This window comes from Paralysiella testudinis, from assembly GCF_016894345.1.
Lineage (GTDB): Bacteria > Pseudomonadota > Gammaproteobacteria > Burkholderiales > Neisseriaceae > Paralysiella > Paralysiella testudinis.
Window position 1 is genome coordinate 760160 of the sequence record NZ_CP069798.1, and the last position, 19629, is coordinate 779788.

Consider the following 19629-nt stretch of genomic DNA (forward strand, 5'->3'; position numbering starts at 1 on the left):
TTTAAATAATGTGTGTTGGCTTGGTATTTCAGGCAGCCTTGAGTTAAATGGGCACGCCATTTCAGTTATCAACTGAAGCGACAGATTCATTTTATTAAAGGCTGCCTGAAAAGACTTATTGCCGCCGCCCGAAAATGGCACTGCCCACCCGCACTTGGGTGGCGCCGCAGGCTATGGCGGTGTCCATATCGGCGCTCATGCCCATGGATAAGGTGTCTACGGCCAATCCGGCGGTCTGAAGCTTAGCCAATAGCTGCTGCATGCGTGTGAATTGTTGCGTTAGCTCGGCACGGGTGCTGTCGGCCTTGGCCACGCACATCAGCCCGCGCAGGCGCAGACGCGGCAGGGTGGCGATGTATTGCGCCAGCGGTAGCAATTCATCCGCCCCAATGCCGTGCTTGTTGGCCTCGGCGGCAATGTTGATTTCGATGCACACATTCAAGGGCGGCATGGTGTCGGGGCGCTGCTCGCTTAAGCGGCGGGCGATTTTGGCGCGATCGACAGTGTGCACCCAATGCGCCCGCTCGGCCACGCTGCGGCTTTTGTTGGCCTGAATTTGGCCGATGATGTGCCAAGCCAAATCATCCAAATCGGCCAGTTCGGTGCATTTCTGTTGCCATTCCTGAATGTAGTTTTCGCCAAAATCGCGCTGCCCGGCTTCATATAAGGTGCGGATATCGGCGGCGGGAAAGGTTTTGCTCACCGCAATCAGGGTAACGGCGTGGCCGTTGGCGGCGGCAAGGTTGGCGCATTGTTGGCGTACCGATTGCCATTGTTGGATTAACATAGACATAATGTCTGCCTGTGTATGATGTAGGGGTGGTGGCGGCACCAAACAAAAATAAAAAAGTGTTGTATTGTATGCAAAATGCCGGATTCGCCGCCGCAAGGTGACACAATACGGAATAATTTGCGTGAAAACAAATTTTTTCATTTGATTTGCGCCGCGGGTTGATTAGAATAAGCGATTGTGAAATTAAATTTAATTTTGTGAAGGCGTTTAAATATGCAAATTACCGATTTGTTGGCGTTTGCCGTCAAAAATAAAGCTTCCGACTTGCACCTGAGTGCCGGGCTGCCGCCAATGATTCGCGTGCACGGCGACATCCGCCGCATCAACTTGCCGGAAATGAGCGACGAAGAAGTGGGCAAGCTGATTACGTCGGTGATGAACGACAACCAGCGCAAAAACTACCAGCAAAATCTGGAAACCGACTTTTCTTTTGATTTGCCCAATGTATCGCGCTTCCGTGTGAATGCTTTTAATACCGAGCGCGGCCCGGCGGCGGTGTTCCGTACCATTCCCAGCAAGGTGCTTACGCTGGAAGAGTTGAATGCGCCGCGCATTTTTCAAAAAATTGCCGACACCCCGCGCGGCTTGGTGCTGGTGACCGGCCCCACCGGTTCGGGCAAGTCCACCACCTTGGCGGCGATGATCGACTACATCAACAATACCCATCCGGCACACATCCTCACCATTGAAGACCCGATTGAGTTTGTGCATCAAAGTAAAAAAGCCTTGGTAAACCAACGCGAGCTGCACGAACACACCCATAGCTTTGCCAACGCTCTGCGCTCGGCGCTGCGTGAAGACCCGGACGTGATTCTGGTGGGCGAGATGCGCGACCCGGAAACCATCGGCTTGGCGCTCACCGCCGCCGAAACCGGTCACTTGGTGTTCGGCACCTTGCATACCACCGGTGCAGCCAAAACCGTAGACCGGATTGTGGACGTATTCCCAGCCGGGGAAAAAGAAATGGTGCGCTCTATGTTGTCGGAAAGCTTGCGCGCGGTGATTTCGCAAACCCTGCTCAAAACCCGCGACGGTAGCGGCCGGGTGGCGGCACATGAAATCCTGATTTCCACTCCGGCGGTGCGCAACCTGATTCGTGAAAACAAAATCGCCCAAATCGGCTCGGTGCTGCAAACCGGCCAGAATTCGGGCATGCAAACGCTGGATCAATGCCTGCAAGGCTTGGTGCGGCAAAACCGCATCAGCTTGGAAACCGCGCGCAGCAAGGCGCAAAACCCGGATCAATTGTCGTAAGCTGGCATCATGGCAGGCCGCAGCATGGCTTAATGATTCAGCATTCCATTCACACGGATAACAGGCAGAGCACGTATGCATAAAGAAAAAGCCCCCAGCCAAGACTTGGCCTCGCTATTGTCGGATATGGTGTCCAGCTATAAACAACCGAATGCCACCGCAGCGCCAACCGAAACAACCGCAGCGGCAACGCCGCCCGAGCCTAGCCCCGGCGTGACGGATAAGCCCCCGGTAGCCGTGCCTGATTTACAGAATGGGAATGATGAGGCGTTGGAATGGTTTGCGCCGGATGAGTTGACTACGCCTGCGCCCGGCGCCGATAGCGCCACGACATATAACGCCGCAGCAGATGAGGGCTTGGAGTTTGTTGTATTCGAGGTAGACGACGCTGCCACGGCGCAGGTTGATGCGGTGCCTCAGGCCGCAGCCGGTGCGGCAATCAACCCGGAAACCACTCAAGAAACCATTGTCGCAGTAACGCTTGGCACGGTAGAGCCCATGGCTGAAGCTGAAATGGATGCCGTGGCTGTTGCCGAGCCGCTAAACAAACCGGTATCGACAGTTGAGCCGCAAGCCAACTCAGATGCTGCGCTTGGCGGTTTGGCTGCCGACAGCAGTGAGCCGATAACAACGGAAACCGTTGTCGAAGCAGAGCTATCTGCTCCAACGCTACCTGAAGCATTACCGTCTGAGTCTGTGCCGGAAATCGTGCCGGATACCGCCAACAGCGATGTGCCTGCTGAAAATACCGATGGCTTTGTGGCGGAAATAGCGGTGGCAGAAGCCGCAATAGCGACATCTGAACCGCTTGGTGCAGCGGCGGTTCAGCTTGAAGACACATCCACATCAGCCACTGTCGCCGAGCCTGTGGCGGCATCAACGCTGCCTGAAACCGCAGCGCCGGAAAGCGACACTGCCAAAGCAGCACTCAGCCCCGCGCTGGCCACACCGGCCGCCGCACCGCCTGTGCCTGCCGAGTCTGTGTTGGCCGCAGGCATATTGGCGCAAACCGATTTTTCATTAGATACGGAGCCTTCTGTGAATTCAACGCTTACCCCCGAACAGCCGCATACCGGCACCGGCACACTGCCTGAAACCCCTGCCGCGCATGAAGGCTTGGCCGCGCCGGTGTATCCGCATCCCTTGCTGGAAAAAATGGCGGTGGAGTCTTTGCGCTTAAAGGCTTCGGATATCTTTATCAGCACCGGCTTCGCCCCGGCGTTTAAAATCGACGGCACGCTCACCCCGGCGCCGGTGCACCCGCTCAGCCGCGAAGAAGCGGCCAAAATTGTGTATTCCACCATGAATGCGGCACAGCAACACAAATTTGCCCATGAGCTGGAGTTGAACTATTCCTTACAGGCCAAAAACGGCGTGCGTTTCCGTGTCAACGCCTACCATGAGCAAGGCCGCATCGGCATGGTGTTGCGGCGGCTCACCACCGAAATCGCCACTGTCGACGATTTGTTTTTACCGCAAGCGCTGAAAGATTTGGCGATGAAGCCGCGCGGGCTGATTATTCTGGCCGGGGCCACCGGCTCGGGTAAATCCACCTCGATGGCGGCGATGATTGATTGGCGCAACGAACATCAGGCCGGGCATATCGTTACCATTGAAGACCCGATTGAGTACATCCACCAGCCCAAAAAAAGCATTGTTACCCACCGCGAAGTGGGCATCGATACCTTAAGCTGGAGCAACGCGGTGCAAAGTGCCATGCGCCAGGCGCCTGACGTGGTGTGCGTGGGCGAGGTTCGCAACGAGCAAAGCCTCGAATACGCCATGCAATTGGCGCAAACCGGCCATTTGTGCTTTTTTACCATCCATGCCAGCAATGCCAACCAAGCGGTGGAGCGGATTCTGAACTTCTACCCGGAAGAGCAGCACAAACAGGTGTTGATGGATTTGGCGCTCAATCTGGTGTGCATCATCGGCCAGCGCTTGGTCGTGAAAAAAGGCGGCAAAGGCCGCCGCGCCATTGTGGATTTGCTCATCAACACCCCGGCGATGCAAGACTACATCTTCAAGGGTGAATTGATGGAGATGAAGGCGCTGATGAACAAGGCCGAGCAAGACGGCATGCAAACCTTCGACCAAGACCTATTCGACCTTTATTGCGAAGAAATCATCGATTACGATGAAGCCTTGCGCCAGGCCGACTCGGTGAACGACTTGCGCCTGCGCATCAAACTCTACGAAGAAGGCCGAGCCTCCGGCCATATCTTCGACCGTGTGGGCGATTTGAATTTGATTTAAAGCCGCAACGGCAACAACGGCCATTGTGCAGACTGTACAATGGCCGTTTTGCTGGTGGCAGGCTTTCAGGCAGCCTTTAATCAGGTATCGGGAATCAGGTGTCGGTGTTTGGTTTAGGATAATCGGAAGCGTTCAAATTTTTGTCATTGCCGAACTGGATTTAGCAATCCATTGAACGCAGATAACATCCAGAGCCGTACGTATGAAAACCCTGTAACTTTAAAAGCGGTAGCAGCGCCAATGGCAATATGCCTTTAGGCTGCCTGAAGTCCACAAATGCATATTGGTGCGGCAATACATTAAAAATATAACCGTTTTAAAATGGAAGGGGTTTTATTTTACGGTTCAGGCAGCCTTAAAAATAGGTCGCACCTGCGCAGGCAGGTGCCCAGTCTGAAGCAAAGCTTCAGTTGTACAGAATAAGGCAACTCGGCTTTAGCGGAATCAAAGCGCCGCTTTGAACTGGGCACCTGCCTGCGCAGGTGCGACGGGCGCTGTGGAATATATGAAAATGTGACAGGCTGTAGGTTGGGTTGAAAACCCAACAAAACCGGCAAGAAGCCTGAAACATTGGGCTTGACAACTCAACCTTTCAGGCAGCCTTTAATAAAAATAAATTCGGATCTTCAGCTGGATAGCTGAAAAACAAACCTTTATCACGGACACCCACTATGGCAGGCGCACCGCGTTGGCACAGCCCAACGCAAAATTGGAACGAGTCACAAAAAGGGCTGCTGTATGCGCTGCTCTGCTATGTGTTTTGGGGTCTGTTTCCGCTGTATTGGCTGCCGTTGTTGGGGCAGGGCGTGGGGGCGGATCAGTTGTTGGCGCAGCGCATTGTCTGGTCGTCGTTGTTGGCGGTGGGTTTGGTTTGCTGGCAGCGGCAATGGCCGGTATTGGCCGCGGCCTTGCGCAACCCCCGTGTGTGGCGGGTGTTTGTGCTTTCCTCGCTGGTGTTGGCGGTGAATTGGCTCACTTATTTGTGGGCGGTTACCAACCACCATGTACTGGATGCGAGCTTGGGCTATTTTATGTCGCCCTTAGTTACGATTGCCTTGGGGCGTGTATTTCTGAAAGACCGTTTGCCGTGGCTGCAATGGCTGGCGGTGGGCTTGGCCACGGTGGGTGTGCTGTGGCTGGCGATACTGGGCGGACGCATGCCGTGGGTGGCGCTGGGCTTGAGCATCAGCTGGGGTATTTACGGCCTGCTGCGCAAAAACGCGCCGCTGGGCGCGCTGCCGGGGCTAACGCTGGAAACACTGATGTTGCTGCCCTTGGCCTTGGCCTATCTGGCGTGGGCAAAAATACACGGGCAGCTGCTGTTTGGCGCGTTGCCGTGGCTGCCGATGTTGCTGATTGTGGGTAGCGGCGTGGTTACCACGCTGCCCTTGCTGTTGTTTGCCGCCGCCGCCCGCCGCATCAGCTTGGCCAGCTTGGGCATGATTCAGTATGTGTCGCCCACGCTGCAATTTATTATCGGCCTGTGGGTATTTCACGAAACCTTTGATGCGGTGCGCTTTATCGGCTATGTGTGGGTGTGGGGCGGGGTGTTGTTGTTTGCCGCCGCCAGCTATGCCCGCCACCGCCGCAGTAATACAGCCAGCGCAGTAGTAAAGGAATAGCATGAAAGCAATGATTTTGGCCGCCGGTCGCGGCGAGCGCATGCGCCCGCTTACCGACCACTGCCCCAAGCCTTTGTTGGCGGTGGGCTCGGAGCCGTTAATCGGCCACCATCTGCGCCGTTTGCAAGCGGCAGGCATCACCGAAGTGGTGATTAACCACGCTTGGCTGGGGGCGCAAATCGAAGCGCGGCTGGGCGATGGTGCCGATTACGGCGTGCATATCCGCTACTCGCCCGAAGGCGCGCAAGGGCTGGAAACCGCCGGCGGCATTGCCACCGCCTTGCCGCTGTTGGGCGAGGCGCCGTTTTTGGTGGTAAACGGCGATGTGCTTACCGATATCGACTTTCAGGCAGCCTTGGCACAGGCGGCGCGGTTGTCGGCCGCCGGCACTTTGGCGCATCTGTGGCTGGTGGCCAATCCGCCGCACAATCCGGGCGGCGACTTTGTGCTGGCCGCCGATGGCGCTGTAAGCAGTGCGGGCGCAGGCATTGCGCTCACCTTTAGCGGCATCGGTGTTTATCACCCACAATTGTTTGCCGACACCGCGCCGCACCAAGCCGCCAAACTTGCGCCTTTATTGCGCACCGCCATGCAGCAAGGGCAGGTAAGCGGTAGCGAGCATCGCGGCTTGTGGCTGGATGTGGGCACGGTTGAACGCTTGCAACAGGCGAATGAGTTGGCGGCAGATTGGCGTTATTAAACATCAATATGGCGTTTCAGGCAGCCTTGTTTAACAGGTGCATCACTTCAATTAATCATAACAACCAACAGCAATAGGGGAGCAAACATGGCTTTAGTAGAAATAGAACGGCAAGCAGGCATTGCCACCGTATGGCTGAACCAGCCGCAAAAGAAAAACGCCGTCGGCTTTGCTGCCATGCGCGAACTGGTGGCGGCGGCCAAAACGTTGCGGGCAGACCAAAGCGTGCGTGCGGTGGTGTTGGCCGGGCGCGGGCAAACTTTTTGTGCCGGTATTGATTTGGCCGATCTAAACGATCCGGCCAACCGCAAAACCGCCATGTGGGAGCTGATTAAGCCCGGGCGCAGCCTGTTTCAGCATGCCGCGCTGGTGTGGCAGGATTTGCCGCTGCCGGTATTGTGTGCGATAGAAGGGCATTGCTTGGGCGCTGGTGTGCAACTGGCGCTGGGTGCCGATATCCGCTTGGCCACGCCAAGCAGCCAATGGGCGATTTTGGAGGCGCGTTGGGGCATTGTGCCGGACATGGGCATCAGCCGCACCGCCCAAGGCGTGTTGCGCCAAGATGTGCTGCGCGAGCTGACCTACAGCGGGCGCGTATTCAGCGGCGAAGCGGCGGCGGAATATGGGCTGGTGACGCATTTGAGCGACAATCCTTTGGCGGCGGCTTATGCCTTGGCCGCCGAGCTGACCGAGCGCTCGCCCGATGCCCATGTGGCGGCGAAGCGGGTATTGCAAACCATGCAAACCAAGCCATTAAAAACGCTGCGCATGGAAAAAATCTGGCAAATCAAATTATTGCTTGGCAAAAACCAGCGCCGCGCGGTTAAAAAAGACCGCGACCCGCAAACCGAATTTTTACCGCGTCAGTTTGATTGAAACGACATATCCCAGGTTTTCAGGCAGCCTTGATGGATAGCCTGCTACACAGTATTTTGGCGGTGCGCGTATTGATTAAAGGCTGCCTGAAAGAATGAGCCGTATCAAATCGGCACTTCAGGCAGCCTTGCATTTTTGCAGCTACGCGACAGATTAAACCGCCAAGCAACAGCATAAAGCTGCGTTATCACTGTAGTTGCGGCGTTTTATGCTGATATCGACATAAGATAAGCTGGTTTAAGGCCAAAATCCATAAATTAGACTTATTGTCTATTTGAATCTTATTTATTTCTGTATGAACTTAGCGTAATATCTGCACATTAATTTGATATACATAAAGTCTAATTCCCCGCACCTTTGGCGGGGTGTTTTTTTTTAACAGAAAGACCAACACCGCATGACCGAACCAAGCGCAACCACACTTTCCCCTTCACGTTGGCACAGCCGCCTGCGTGCTATGGGTCCGGGTATTATGATGGCTTCCGCCGCCGTGGGCGGCTCGCATTTAATTGCCTCTACCCAAGCCGGTGCACTCTACGGCTGGCAGCTGGCACTGATTATTGTGCTGGCCAATGTGTTTAAATACCCGTTTTTCCGTTTCGGCCCGCAATACACGCTGAGCACCGGCAAAAGCCTGCTGGAAGGCTATGCTGAAAAAAGCCGGGTGTATTTGTGGGTGTTTTTTGCGCTGAATTTATTTGCCACGGTGATTAATATTGCCGCCGTGAGCATGTTGTGTGCTGCCATTTTGGGCTTTGTGCTGCCGGGCGAGTGGTCGGTAAATGCCTTGGCGCTGGCGGTGTTGGCGTCGGCGGTGCTGATGTTGCTGGCCGGCCCTTACCGCACGGTAGACCGCATGTCCAAAATCATCATGATTAGCCTCACCATCACCACCGTGGCAGCGGTGGTGATTGCCGCTGGCAAAGGGGCGGCGATGCAGGCCGATTTTGTCGAGCCCAGCCCATGGAATCTGGCCACGCTGGCGTTTATGGTGGCATTGATGGGCTGGATGCCGGCACCGATTGAAATTTCCGCCATCAATTCGATGTGGGTGGCGGCCAAACGCAAGTTGGAATCGGTGAGCTATGCCGACGGCTTGTTTGATTTTAACGTGGGCTACATTGGCACCGCCTGCTTGGCGCTGGTGTTTCTGGCATTGGGCGCGCTGGTGCAATACGGCTCTGGCACACCGGTGCAAATGGGCGGCGGCGCCTATATCGGCCAGCTGATCAATATGTACGCCGCCACCATTGGCGAATGGGCGCGCTGGCTGGTGGCGTTTGTGGCGTTTGCCTGCATGTACGGCACCACCATCACCGTAATCGACGGCTATTCGCGCACCAATATGGAATCGCTGCGGCTGATTACCGGCGGCCAGCACCGCAGCAACCGCCTGTTGGCGGTGTGGATTGTGTTGGGCGCCATTGCCGGCTTGTGTGTGATTTTGTTCTTTAAAGGCGCGGTATTGCCGATGCTTAAATTTGCCATGATTGCTTCGTTTGTGAGCACGCCGATATTTGCCTGGCTCAACTTAAGCTTGGTGCGCAAAAACACCGGCGTAGGCGCCTTGCCGCGCTGGCTGCTGTGGTTGGCGTGGATTGGCCTGGTGTATTTGAGTGCGTTTACCCTGCTGTTTTTATTCAGCCAAACCGGTTTGTTGGGCTAGCTTTGTTGTAGGCAATACCTTGGTGCTTATTGTGTCCTAGCAAGCGGTGTGAATACCGGCAAAGGCTGCCTGAAAGCGTTTCAGGCAGCCTTTTTATATCAGCAGCACCCAAAATCGGCTATATAATCGGCCGTATTACAAATCTTAAAGCGCTTGGACAAACCATCACCATGCAGGCAAACACACGCATTTTGGGCATCGACCCCGGCAGCCGCGTTACCGGCTTCGGCGTGATTGACGTGGCCGGGCGCCACCACAGCTATGTGGCTTCCGGCTGCATCAAAACCCCCGTGGGCGCGCCCTTGGCCGAGCGCATTGCCGTGATTGTGCGCCACATCAATGAAATCATCGTCACCTACCGCCCCACGCAAACGGCGGTGGAGCAGGTGTTTGTGAATGTCAATCCGGCGGCCACGCTGATGCTGGGGCAGGCACGCGGCGCCGCCATTGCCGCGCTCACCCTGCATGATTTGCCCGTATACGAATACACCGCCTTGCAAGTGAAGCAGGCGGTGGTGGGCAAAGGCAAGGCCGCCAAAGAGCAGGTGCAGCACATGGTGGTGCAAATGCTGGCCTTGTCCGGCACCCCGCAAGCCGACGCCGCCGACGGCCTGGCTGTCGCCCTCACCCACGCCCTGCGCAACCACAGCCTCGCCGCACAAATCCAACACGGGCTTACCATTAAGGCAGGGCGGTTTCGGTAGCGGGTTTCAGGCAGGCTCAACAAAATAGCGGCATACGATGCGCCTTAGCGTATCAGATTTGGGGCCTGTTTTGGTTTGATGTGCCAAGCTGTATTTTATGTAAGATGGTTACGAGAAATGTTTGGCGGTTTCAGGCAGCCTTAATCAGCAGATGGCTAACTTCAACAACTCAACACCAACGGGGAGCAAGCAATGGACACCCGCGAGCGTGAATCTTGGATTGAATTGGCGTTAACCCCGTATATCGGCGCAGAAAGCTTTTTGCGGCTGTGGCAGCATTTCGGCAGCGCTGCGGCCGTGTTGGCGGCAGACCCGCAAGCGCTAAAGCCGCATTTGCACTTTCAGGCAGCCTTAAAACATTGGCGCGGTGATGCGGCGCGTCAAGCCGCCGAAGCGGCGTTAAACTGGGAAACGAGCCATGCCGACGGGCGTTTGCTGTTGCTGGCCGATGCCGATTATCCGGTGATGCTGGCCGAAGGCATGGCACCGCCGCCCTTGTTGTTTGTGCGCGGCGATGTGGCCAGCCTCAGCCGCCCGGCCTTGGCGATTGTGGGCAGTCGCCACGCCACCCCGCAGGCGCTGCGCATTGCGCGCGATTTCGGCCAGGCCTTGTCGGATGCGGGTGTGGTGGTGGTGTCGGGCATGGCCGACGGGATTGACACCGCCGCCCACGAAGGCGCGTTGCGCGGGCGCGGTGCTACTGTGGCGGTGTGGGGCACCGGCATCGATCGGGTTTATCCGGCCAAAAATAAGGCGCTAGCGCAGCAAATCACCGGCCAAGGCTGCGTGGTGTCGGAATTCCCGCTCGACACCCGCCCCGTGGCGGGCAATTTCCCGCGCCGCAACCGCATTATCGCCGCCCTGAGCCAAGCCACTTTGGTGGTGGAAGCCGCGCCGGAGTCCGGCTCGCTGATTACCGCACGGCTGGCGGCGGAAATGGGGCGCGAAGTGCTGGCGGTGCCCGGCTCGATCGATAATCCGCACAGCAAAGGCTGCCATGCTTTAATCAAACAAGGTGCCAAGCTCACCGAAAATTTGGACGACATTTGGCAGGAATGCCCGGGGCTGATGGCGGCCTCATTGCAACACAGCTTTGGCCGCAGCCCCTTGCAAAATGCGCCGCTGCAACCATCTGGGCTGCCTGAAAGCTTGCCAAGTGCGGCTGCCACGCAGGAAAATGCTGGCAATATTGCATCGCAGCATGGTATGTTGGCGCAAATGGGCTTTGACCCGGTGCATCCCGATGCGCTGGCACAAACGCTTGGCATCGCCGCCGCAGATGTGTATGCTGAACTTACCGAGCTGGAGCTGGCCGGCAGCATCGCCGCCCTTCCCGGTGGCCGTTACCAACGTGTTCAATCTTGAAAGGAAGAAAAATGATTGATGTAATTGCGTTTTTGATTGAGCACTTTCAAGATTTCGATGCCTGCCCGCCGCGCGAAGACTTGGGCGAGCTGCTGGAAGAAGTGGGCTTTGATGATGAAGAAATCGGCAGTGCCTTGTGGTTTGTGGATGTGCTTAAGCGCCAGGCCGATATTCCTGCCGACGCCCTGCGCCAAAGCACTGCCTTGCGCGTTTACTGCGCCGAAGAGCTGGAAGCCCTGCCCACCGAAGTCTACGGCCTGTTGCATTTTCTGGAGCACAACGGCGCGATTAACCCCGAACAGCGCGAATTGGTGCTGCACGCCTTAATGAGCCTGCCCGATGATGACATCACCACCGACCACGCCAAAGTGCTGGCGCTGCTGGTGTTGTGGGCACACAAATCCGAGTTGCCGGTGCTGATTGGCGACGAATTGATGGCGGTGCTGAACGGCGAAGCCGTAATGCACTAAACACCATAATGGCTTAATACAAACACAAACAAAGCTTTCAGGCAGCCTGAAAGCTTTTTGGTTCCACACCACACCCCGGCCGCAGCCCTTATTCGGCGGCGCCATTCTTTAAAGAAGAGCCTGAGCAAATGGCAAAAAACCTGTTGATTGTCGAATCGCCTTCCAAGGCCAAAACCCTGAAAAAATACCTGGGCAGCGACTTTGAAATCCTCGCTTCCTATGGCCATGTGCGCGATTTGGTGCCCAAAAGCGGCGCGGTCGACCCCGATAACGACTTTGCCATGAAATACCAGCTGGTGAGCCGCAACGTTAAACATGTCGACGCCATTGTGGCCGCCGCCCGCGAAGCCGAATACCTTTATCTGGCCACCGACCCGGATAGGGAAGGCGAGGCCATTTCCTGGCATTTGCAGGAAATCCTCAAATCCAAGCGCGGGCTTAAAAATCTGCAAGCGCAGCGGGTGGTGTTTCATGAAGTCACCAAAAAAGCCGTGCTCGAGGCCATTGCCAACCCGCGTGCCTTGTCGCAAACCCTAGTGGATGCACAACAAGCCCGCCGGGCGCTGGATTATTTGGTGGGCTTTAACCTCTCACCCTTGTTGTGGAAAAAAATCCGCCGCGGCCTAAGTGCTGGGCGCGTGCAAAGCCCGGCCTTGCGGCTGATTTGCGAGCGCGAAAACGAAATCCGCGCCTTTACCACCCAAGAATACTGGAGCGTGCATTTAGACAGCCACAAAAGCCGCACCAAATTCACCGCCAAGCTCACCCACTGGCAAGGGCAGAAGCTGGCGCAGTTTGATGTACCCGATCAAGCGCGCCAAAGCGAAATTATCGCAGCCTTAGACGGGCAAAGCGCCCAAGTGGCTCAGGTGGAAAAGAAAAAACGCAGCCGCAACCCCGCCGCGCCGTTCACCACCTCTACTTTGCAGCAAGAAGCCGTGCGCAAGCTGGGCATGACCACCGACCGCACCATGCGCACCGCCCAGCAGTTGTATGAAGGCATCGACGTGGGGCAGGGCGCCATCGGCCTGATTACCTATATGCGTACCGACTCGTTTAGCTTGTCGGACGATGCCATCACCGAAATCCGCCACTACATCGATAACAAAATCGGTGCCGATTACCTGCCCGCCAGCGCCAAGGTCTACAAAACCAAATCCAAAAACGCACAAGAGGCGCACGAGGCCATCCGCCCCACTTCGGTATACCGCACGCCGGAGGCGGTGAAGCCGTTTTTGAGTGCCGAGCAATTCAAGCTCTATCAAATGATTTGGCAGCGCACCGTGGCTTGTCAAATGGCCCCGGCCCGTTTTGATACCACCACCGTGGATATTGTGGTGGGCAAAGGCATCTTTCGCGTTACCGGCCAAGTGCAAACCTTTGCCGGCTTCCTCAGCGTGTATGAAGAAGGCGTAGACGATGCGGACGACGACGAAGACAACAAAAAACTGCCCGAGCTGAAAGAAGGCGAAAACCTGCCGGTAGACAAACTCTACGGCGAGCAGCACTTTACCCAGCCGCCGCCGCGCTACTCCGAGGCCAGCTTGGTGAAAGCGCTGGAAGAATTCGGCATCGGCCGCCCGTCTACCTATGCCAGCATTATTTCCACCCTCAAAGACCGCGAATACGTTACCTTGGAGCAAAAGCGCTTCCTGCCCACCGACACCGGCGAAGTGGTGAACAAATTTCTCACCGAGCATTTCGGCCACTATGTGGATTACCACTTTACCGCCAAGCTCGAAGACCAGCTCGACGACATCGCCAGCGGCAAACGCCGCTGGGTGCCGGTGATGGAGCAGTTTTGGAAAGGCTTTGATAAAGAAGTTAAATCCAAAGAAGACATCCCGCGCGCCGAGCTTACCGCCGAAAATCTGGACGAAACCTGCCCCAAATGCGGCCAGCACCAATTGCAAATCAAGTTCGGCAAACGCGGCCGCTTTGTGGCCTGCTCCGGCTACCCCGAATGTGATTACACCCGAAATGTGGGCGAAACCGCCGAAGAAGCGGCCAAAGCAGCAGAAGAGCCCACCGTGGTGGAAGGGCGCGACTGCCCCAAATGCGGCGGCCAATTGGTCTACAAACGCGGCCGCTACGGCAAATTTATCGGCTGCGCCAACTACCCCAAGTGCAAACACATCGAGCCCTTGGAGCCGCCCAAAGACACCGGCGTGGCCTGCCCCAAATGCGGCAAAGGCCATTTAATCGAGCGCAAAAGCCGCTACGGCAAGCTGTTTTATAGCTGCAATACCTACCCCGATTGCGACTACGCCACTTGGAATCCCCCCATCGCCGAAACCTGCCCCAATTGCCAATGGCCGGTGCTCACCATCAAAACCACCAAACGCTGGGGCGTGGAAAAAGTATGTCCGCAAAAAGAATGCGGCTGGAAAGAGCAGATTGAACCGCCTGCAGGTAAAGAGTCGTAATTTAAGCTGCTAAAAATTGATTGTAAAATCCAAAAGGCTTTCAGGCTGCCTGAAAGCCTTTTGATGCATTATGGCAAGCCCGTTATGAAGAAAAAATACCTTAATCAAGTGCGCATTATCGGCGGCACCCATCGCGGTCGCAAATTGGCGGTGGCCGATGCTGAAGGCTTGCGCCCCACGCCGGACAGGGTGCGCGAGCAAGTATTTAATTGGCTCGGGCAGGATTTAAGCGGCAAAAATGTGTTGGATTTGTTTGCCGGTAGCGGTGCCTTGGGGCTGGAAGCGGCTTCGCGCCATGCCAAAAGTGTAGTGCTGGTGGAGCAAAACCGAGCTACCGCGCGCACATTGGCGCAAGCCGTGCAAACGCTGGGTTTGGCGCAAACCGAAATCATCACCACAGATGCGCTGGCTTATTTGCGTACGGCGGTAGCCGCATTTGATGTGGTGTTTTTGGATCCGCCTTTTGCCTGGCAGCAATGGCCTTTATTGTTCGACTTATTGCCAGGCTGCCTGAAAGACGGCGCACAGATATACATCGAAGCCGGTGCGTTGCCTGAAATACCGACTTGGTTGGCAGCGCACCGGCAGGGCAAAGCGGGCATGAGCCGGTTTGAATTGCGGGTTTATGCTCAAGTGGCTGAATAAGCGTGTGTTTAATGCCAATTTAACAAAATCAGATAACTATACGGGCCAACGCAGTTAGGTTGTTTTGTAGAGTTGGTATAAGAATGGTTCTCAAAATGCAAAGCCAGAGTAAAGACACGAATGGAAAACGGAGTGTGCTATAATCCGCCGTTATCGGTTTTGAAAACACAAACAGAAGGATAAGCACAATGTCACTCTTTATTACCGATGAGTGCATCAATTGCGACGTATGCGAGCCTGAGTGCCCGAATGATGCCATCTACCAAGGCGATGAGATTTATGAAATCGAGCCCAGCAAATGCACCCAATGCGTCGGCCACTACGATGAGCCGCAATGCCAGCAAGTGTGTCCGGTGGATTGTATTTTGATTGACGAAGAGCACCCGGAAACCCCGGAGCAGTTGCAAGTCAAATATGAGCAGTTGATGAAAAACAAATAAACCCAAGTTTCTGGCTACCCGGCGGTGATGCAAAACTTAGCCAAGCAGCCATAATTTTAAATTGATTAAAAACAGTATTTTGATTATTTTTTAGTGAAAAAAAAATCAAATCGCCTTGACGAGTATGCGCGGCTTCATTATTATGCCGTTCTCTTTTGGAGGGATTCCCGAGCGGCCAAAGGGGGCAGACTGTAAATCTGTTGCGAAAGCTTCGAAGGTTCGAATCCTTCTCCCTCCACCAAAATTCAAGTCTTGCTTGGAGTGGCTGTTTTAAGCAGTTTAAGTAAGTTTTAGCGGGTGTAGCTCAATGGTAGAGCAGAAGCCTTCCAAGCTTACGGTGAGGGTTCGATTCCCTTCACCCGCTCCAAAAAGTTGTTTTTATAGTGATTTAATTAAAATCAAGACAAGGCGGCGAGCCTCAGGCAGTACGCAGGTACGGCAAGGCGAGCCAACGCAGTATTGGTTTTAATTCAATTTACTATACAATTAAGCCCATGTAGCTCAGGGGTAGAGCACTCCCTTGGTAAGGGAGAGGTCGGCAGTTCAATTCTGCCCATGGGCACCACCTCTTTTTTTAAACCCGTAAAATCTTTAGGAATAGGAAGTAGCCATGGCTAAAGAAAAATTCGCGCGGAACAAACCGCACGTAAACGTTGGCACCATCGGTCACGTTGACCATGGTAAAACCACCCTGACTGCCGCACTGACCACCATTTTGTCTAAAAAATTCGGTGGCGCGGCCAAAGCCTACGACCAAATCGACAATGCCCCGGAAGAAAAAGCCCGCGGCATCACCATCAACACCTCACACGTTGAATACGAAACCGAAGGCCGCCACTACGCCCACGTAGACTGCCCGGGTCACGCCGACTATGTGAAAAACATGATTACCGGTGCTGCCCAAATGGACGGCGCCATCTTGGTATGCTCTGCCGCCGACGGCCCCATGCCGCAAACCCGCGAACACATCCTGTTGGCTCGCCAAGTAGGCGTACCCTACATCCTCGTGTTCATGAACAAATGCGACATGGTTGACGACGAAGAACTGTTGGAACTGGTTGAAATGGAAATCCGCGACCTGCTCTCCAGCTACGACTTCCCCGGCGACGACGTACCCATCATCAAAGGCTCTGCTCTGAAAGCCCTGGAAGGCGACAGCAGCGACATCGGCGAAACCGCCATCTTCGCCCTGGCCGACGCATTGGACAGCTACATCCCCACGCCCGAGCGTGCCGTAGACAAACCCTTCCTGCTGCCGATTGAAGACGTATTCTCTATTTCCGGCCGTGGTACCGTAGTAACCGGTCGTGTAGAGCGCGGTATCGTTAACGTGGGCGACGAGATTGAAATCGTAGGCCTGAAGCCCACCCAAAAAACCACCTGTACCGGCGTGGAAATGTTCCGCAAATTGCTGGATCAAGGCCAAGCAGGCGACAACGTAGGCGTATTGTTGCGCGGCACCAAACGTGAAGACGTAGAGCGTGGCCAAGTATTGGCCAAGCCCGGCTCTATCACCCCGCACACCAAGTTTAAAGCCGAAGTGTACGTATTGAGCAAAGAAGAGGGTGGCCGTCATACCCCGTTCTTCGCCAACTACCGTCCGCAATTCTACTTCCGCACCACCGACGTGACCGGCGCAGTAAGCCTGAACGAAGGCGTGGAAATGGTAATGCCGGGTGAGAACGTGGCCATCACTGTAGAACTGATTGCCCCGATTGCCATGGAAGAAGGCCTGCGTTTCGCGATTCGCGAAGGTGGCCGTACCGTGGGTGCTGGTGTGGTTTCTACCGTAATTGCTTAATTTGAGGTTTTAGGCCAGTAGCTCAATTGGTAGAGTATCGGTCTCCAAAACCGAGGGTTGGGGGTTCGAGACCCTCCTGGCCTGCCAAAAGACAGACTAATCGGCCTTGTGCCGATTAGTCTTTTTCGTATTGTTAAAGGTTGTATTGATTATGGACAACAAGACATCGAAAGATGTTGTAGCCAAACCGAAGATTCATGCCAAAACCGAAGCCCGGCTGAAAGCCCAGCAAGAGCGCGCGGCAATCCGGCGCAGTGATTGGGCCAAATTCATTTTGGCGGCGGTATTGGTGGTGGCTGGTGTGTATGGTTTTTATGCGCTGGCGGCACAGTTGCCGGTGTATGTGCGTGCCTTGTTCCCGGTTGTGGGGGTGGTGGCGGCTATTTTGATTGTGTTTCGCTGGAGCTCGGCCGGCCGGGGCTTGAGTGCTTACGTGAAAGACTCAACCGCCGAACTGCGCAAGGTGGTGTGGCCCGACCGTGCGGAAACGGCGCGCATGACATTATTTGTATTGGCCTTTGTGAGTGTGTTGGCGCTGTTTATTTGGGGTGCCGACAGCCTGATTTCGTGGTTGTTTTTTGATGTATTGATGAAAAGGGGTTAGTCATGGCGAAGCAGTGGTATGTGGTGCATGCTTATTCCGGTTTTGAAAAAAACGTTCAGAAAACCCTGAAGGAGCGCATTGAGCGCGAAGGCATGGCCGATTATTTCGGCCAAGTGTTGGTGCCGGTGGAAGAGGTGGTGGACATTAAAAATGGCCGCAAAACCATCAGCGAGCGTAAATTTTTCCCCGGCTATGTGTTGGTAGAAATGGAAATGACCGACGATTCTTGGCATCTGGTAAAAAGCACCCCGCGTGTGACCGGCTTTATCGGCGGCACTGGCAACCGTCCGCTACCGATTATGCAGCGCGAAGTGGATGCCATTTTGCAGCAAGTGCAAACCGGCGTAGAGAAACCCAAGCCCAAAGTGCAGTTTGAAGTAGGCCAGCAAGTGCGGGTGAGCGAAGGTCCGTTTGCTGACTTTAACGGCGTGGTGGAAGAGGTGAATTACGAGCGCAACAAATTGCGGGTATCGGTGCAGATTTTTGGCCGCGAAACCCCAGTTGAGTTGGAATTTGCGCAAGTAGAGAAAATTTAACCACAGTTTTGTGGTGGGTAATCGACTGATTCTTGTAAAAGAATTGTATTTCTTTTATACTTATCGGTCTGTCTTTTCGGGGAGCGGCCTTGTGGGCTGCGTTTGACCCATTTTTGGAGTGTAACAAGTGGCAAAGAAAATCATCGGCTACATTAAACTGCAAATTCCTGCAGGTAAAGCCAATCCTTCTCCTCCGGTTGGCCCGGCTTTGGGTCAGCGCGGTCTGAACATCATGGAATTCTGTAAAGCATTCAACGCGGCTACTCAATCTATGGAGCCGGGTTTGCCGATTCCGGTGGTGATTACGGCGTTTGCAGACAAGTCTTTCACCTTTGTGATGAAAACCCCGCCTGCCTCTATTTTGCTGAAAAAAGCCGCTGGCTTGCAAAAAGGCAGCGCCAATCCGCTGACCAATAAAGTGGGCACCGTGACCCGCGCACAATTGGAAGAAATTGCCAAGACCAAACAAGCCGATTTGACGGCTGCTGATTTGGATGCGGCAGTGCGCATTATTGCCGGTAGCGCCCGCTCTATGGGCTTGGAAGTGGAGGGTGTGTAATCATGGCAAAAATTTCTAAACGCATGCAGGCTTTACGCGCTGCGGTTGAGCACAACAAGCTGTACGCCATCGATGAAGCCATCGGTTTGGTGAAAGCCAATGCCACCGCTAAATTCGACGAATCTGTGGATGTATCTTTCAATCTGGGTGTGGATCCGCGTAAATCAGACCAAGTGATTCGTGGCGCTGTGGTGTTGCCAAAAGGCACCGGTAAAACCACCCGTGTGGCGGTATTTACTCAAGGCGCCAATGCCGAAGCAGCTAAAGAAGCTGGTGCCGATATTGTGGGTTTTGAAGATCTGGCTGAGCAAATCAAAGCCGGTAATCTGGACTTCGATGTGGTGATTGCTTCTCCGGACGCCATGCGCATTGTTGGCCAATTGGGTACCATTTTGGGCCCGCGCGGTTTGATGCCGAACCCGAAAGTGGGCACGGTAACGCCAAACGTGGCCGAAGCCGTGAAAAACGCCAAAGCCGGTCAGGTTCAATACCGTACCGATAAAGCCGGTATTGTGCATGCCACCATCGGCCGTGCCTCGTTTGCCGAAGCCGATTTGCGTGAAAACTTCAATGCTTTGCTGGACGCCATTGTGAAAGCCAAACCGGCTGCCGCTAAAGGCCAGTACATGAAGAAAATCGCCGTATCCAGCACCATGGGTTTGGGTGTACGTGTTGACACCGGTAGTGTTAATTAATAGCAAATCCCAAAAAACAACCTAACGGCGTTGGTTCGCCTTGTCGTACTAGACGTACTGTCTACGGCTCACCGCCTTGTTATCTTGCTTTTTGAATTTGCTATAAAATTTGTTCAGGTAGCCTTTCAGGCTGCCTGAATAATTGGGCTACCCGGCTTGCCGGGTAGATGTCCAAGACCGTAGGGAGCTTGCGGGCTTTAATTGTTTAACCCTACGC

18 protein-coding genes and 4 tRNA genes are annotated in these 19629 nt (G+C 54.8%); 21 read left to right on the forward strand and 1 reads right to left on the reverse strand.

Going from position 1 to position 19629, the window contains the following annotated elements:
* Positions 1–115: 115 nt before the first annotated feature.
* Entirely contained in the window at positions 116–793 is a 678-nt protein-coding gene (locus JQU52_RS03850; protein WP_230339830.1) for a YggS family pyridoxal phosphate-dependent enzyme, read from the reverse strand.
* A gap of 213 nt (positions 794–1006) precedes the next feature.
* On the opposite strand from JQU52_RS03850, the gene JQU52_RS03855 reads away from it, so the two are divergent.
* From JQU52_RS03855 to rplA, 21 genes are all read left to right on the forward strand, one after another.
* Complete coding sequence (locus JQU52_RS03855) at positions 1007–2047, forward strand: type IV pilus twitching motility protein PilT (RefSeq protein ID WP_230339831.1); 1041 nt, start codon at positions 1007–1009, stop codon at positions 2045–2047.
* 1038 nt (positions 2048–3085) lie between these two features.
* Positions 3086–4303 (forward strand): PilT/PilU family type 4a pilus ATPase, encoded by a 1218-nt coding sequence (locus JQU52_RS14845; RefSeq protein WP_379060845.1) that lies wholly within the window; start codon positions 3086–3088, stop codon positions 4301–4303.
* Positions 4304–4974: 671 nt separating this feature from the next.
* Positions 4975–5925 (forward strand): EamA family transporter RarD, encoded by a 951-nt coding sequence (rarD, locus tag JQU52_RS03865; RefSeq protein ID WP_230339832.1) that lies wholly within the window; start codon positions 4975–4977, stop codon positions 5923–5925.
* A gap of 1 nt (position 5926) precedes the next feature.
* Positions 5927–6625, forward strand: coding sequence for an N-acetylmuramate alpha-1-phosphate uridylyltransferase MurU (gene murU, locus JQU52_RS03870; RefSeq protein WP_230339833.1), 699 nt, complete (start codon positions 5927–5929; stop codon positions 6623–6625).
* An 87-nt stretch (positions 6626–6712) separates the two neighbouring features.
* Entirely contained in the window at positions 6713–7501 is a 789-nt protein-coding gene (locus JQU52_RS03875) for a crotonase/enoyl-CoA hydratase family protein (RefSeq protein ID WP_230339834.1), read from the forward strand.
* 397 nt (positions 7502–7898) lie between these two features.
* On the forward strand, positions 7899–9167 hold the full coding sequence (locus JQU52_RS03880) for an NRAMP family divalent metal transporter (protein WP_230339835.1): 1269 nt from the start codon (positions 7899–7901) through the stop codon (positions 9165–9167).
* A 170-nt stretch (positions 9168–9337) separates the two neighbouring features.
* The gene (gene ruvC / locus JQU52_RS03885; RefSeq protein WP_230339836.1) at positions 9338–9871 is read left to right on the forward strand and encodes a crossover junction endodeoxyribonuclease RuvC; all 534 of its coding nucleotides are present in this window, start codon (positions 9338–9340) and stop codon (positions 9869–9871) included.
* Between the two features lie 192 nt (positions 9872–10063).
* The gene (gene dprA / locus JQU52_RS03890; RefSeq protein ID WP_230339837.1) at positions 10064–11236 is read left to right on the forward strand and encodes a DNA-processing protein DprA; all 1173 of its coding nucleotides are present in this window, start codon (positions 10064–10066) and stop codon (positions 11234–11236) included.
* A gap of 11 nt (positions 11237–11247) precedes the next feature.
* Positions 11248–11706, forward strand: coding sequence for a DUF494 family protein (locus tag JQU52_RS03895; RefSeq protein WP_230339838.1), 459 nt, complete (start codon positions 11248–11250; stop codon positions 11704–11706).
* A gap of 128 nt (positions 11707–11834) precedes the next feature.
* Positions 11835–14132, forward strand: coding sequence for a type I DNA topoisomerase (gene topA, locus JQU52_RS03900; RefSeq protein WP_230339839.1), 2298 nt, complete (start codon positions 11835–11837; stop codon positions 14130–14132).
* 84 nt (positions 14133–14216) lie between these two features.
* Positions 14217–14777 carry a 16S rRNA (guanine(966)-N(2))-methyltransferase RsmD gene (rsmD, locus tag JQU52_RS03905; protein ID WP_230339840.1) on the forward strand — a complete coding sequence of 187 codons (561 nt, stop codon included), beginning with the start codon at positions 14217–14219 and terminating at the stop codon, positions 14775–14777.
* 188 nt (positions 14778–14965) lie between these two features.
* Complete coding sequence (locus tag JQU52_RS03910) at positions 14966–15217, forward strand: YfhL family 4Fe-4S dicluster ferredoxin (protein WP_230339841.1); 252 nt, start codon at positions 14966–14968, stop codon at positions 15215–15217.
* Between the two features lie 157 nt (positions 15218–15374).
* Positions 15375–15458: transfer RNA gene (locus tag JQU52_RS03915), tRNA-Tyr, on the forward strand.
* 52 nt (positions 15459–15510) lie between these two features.
* Positions 15511–15584, forward strand: a tRNA-Gly gene (locus JQU52_RS03920).
* Positions 15585–15707: 123 nt separating this feature from the next.
* A tRNA-Thr gene (locus JQU52_RS03925) sits at positions 15708–15782 on the forward strand.
* A 45-nt stretch (positions 15783–15827) separates the two neighbouring features.
* Complete coding sequence (gene tuf, locus JQU52_RS03930; RefSeq protein WP_230339842.1) at positions 15828–17018, forward strand: elongation factor Tu; 1191 nt, start codon at positions 15828–15830, stop codon at positions 17016–17018.
* 11 nt (positions 17019–17029) lie between these two features.
* Positions 17030–17105: transfer RNA gene (locus tag JQU52_RS03935), tRNA-Trp, on the forward strand.
* A gap of 64 nt (positions 17106–17169) precedes the next feature.
* The gene (secE, locus tag JQU52_RS03940; RefSeq protein ID WP_230339843.1) at positions 17170–17622 is read left to right on the forward strand and encodes a preprotein translocase subunit SecE; all 453 of its coding nucleotides are present in this window, start codon (positions 17170–17172) and stop codon (positions 17620–17622) included.
* A 2-nt stretch (positions 17623–17624) separates the two neighbouring features.
* Entirely contained in the window at positions 17625–18158 is a 534-nt protein-coding gene (gene nusG / locus JQU52_RS03945; RefSeq protein WP_230339844.1) for a transcription termination/antitermination protein NusG, read from the forward strand.
* Between the two features lie 127 nt (positions 18159–18285).
* On the forward strand, positions 18286–18717 hold the full coding sequence (gene rplK, locus JQU52_RS03950; RefSeq protein ID WP_230339845.1) for a 50S ribosomal protein L11: 432 nt from the start codon (positions 18286–18288) through the stop codon (positions 18715–18717).
* Positions 18718–18719: 2 nt separating this feature from the next.
* Positions 18720–19412 (forward strand): 50S ribosomal protein L1, encoded by a 693-nt coding sequence (gene rplA / locus JQU52_RS03955; RefSeq protein ID WP_230339846.1) that lies wholly within the window; start codon positions 18720–18722, stop codon positions 19410–19412.
* The last annotated feature ends 217 nt before the right edge of the window (positions 19413–19629 follow it).

Excerpts from the sequence above, each read along its gene's own strand:
- JQU52_RS03875 (WP_230339834.1), top strand. The coding sequence starts at position 6,713 with ATGGCTTTAGTAGAAATAGAACGGCAAGCAGGCATTGCCACCGTATGG.
- ruvC (WP_230339836.1), top strand. The coding sequence starts at position 9,338 with ATGCAGGCAAACACACGCATTTTGGGCATCGACCCCGGCAGCCGCGTT.
- JQU52_RS03855 (WP_230339831.1), top strand. The coding sequence starts at position 1,007 with ATGCAAATTACCGATTTGTTGGCGTTTGCCGTCAAAAATAAAGCTTCC.
- topA (WP_230339839.1), top strand. The coding sequence starts at position 11,835 with ATGGCAAAAAACCTGTTGATTGTCGAATCGCCTTCCAAGGCCAAAACC.
- rsmD (WP_230339840.1), top strand. The coding sequence starts at position 14,217 with ATGAAGAAAAAATACCTTAATCAAGTGCGCATTATCGGCGGCACCCAT.
- dprA (WP_230339837.1), top strand. The coding sequence starts at position 10,064 with ATGGACACCCGCGAGCGTGAATCTTGGATTGAATTGGCGTTAACCCCG.
- JQU52_RS03895 (WP_230339838.1), top strand. The coding sequence starts at position 11,248 with ATGATTGATGTAATTGCGTTTTTGATTGAGCACTTTCAAGATTTCGAT.
- tuf (WP_230339842.1), top strand. The coding sequence starts at position 15,828 with ATGGCTAAAGAAAAATTCGCGCGGAACAAACCGCACGTAAACGTTGGC.
- JQU52_RS03910 (WP_230339841.1), top strand. The coding sequence starts at position 14,966 with ATGTCACTCTTTATTACCGATGAGTGCATCAATTGCGACGTATGCGAG.
- rplA (WP_230339846.1), top strand. The coding sequence starts at position 18,720 with ATGGCAAAAATTTCTAAACGCATGCAGGCTTTACGCGCTGCGGTTGAG.
- secE (WP_230339843.1), top strand. The coding sequence starts at position 17,170 with ATGGACAACAAGACATCGAAAGATGTTGTAGCCAAACCGAAGATTCAT.
- rarD (WP_230339832.1), top strand. The coding sequence starts at position 4,975 with ATGGCAGGCGCACCGCGTTGGCACAGCCCAACGCAAAATTGGAACGAG.
- JQU52_RS03880 (WP_230339835.1), top strand. The coding sequence starts at position 7,899 with ATGACCGAACCAAGCGCAACCACACTTTCCCCTTCACGTTGGCACAGC.
- JQU52_RS03850 (WP_230339830.1), bottom strand. The coding sequence starts at position 793 with ATGTCTATGTTAATCCAACAATGGCAATCGGTACGCCAACAATGCGCC.
- murU (WP_230339833.1), top strand. The coding sequence starts at position 5,927 with ATGAAAGCAATGATTTTGGCCGCCGGTCGCGGCGAGCGCATGCGCCCG.
- nusG (WP_230339844.1), top strand. The coding sequence starts at position 17,625 with ATGGCGAAGCAGTGGTATGTGGTGCATGCTTATTCCGGTTTTGAAAAA.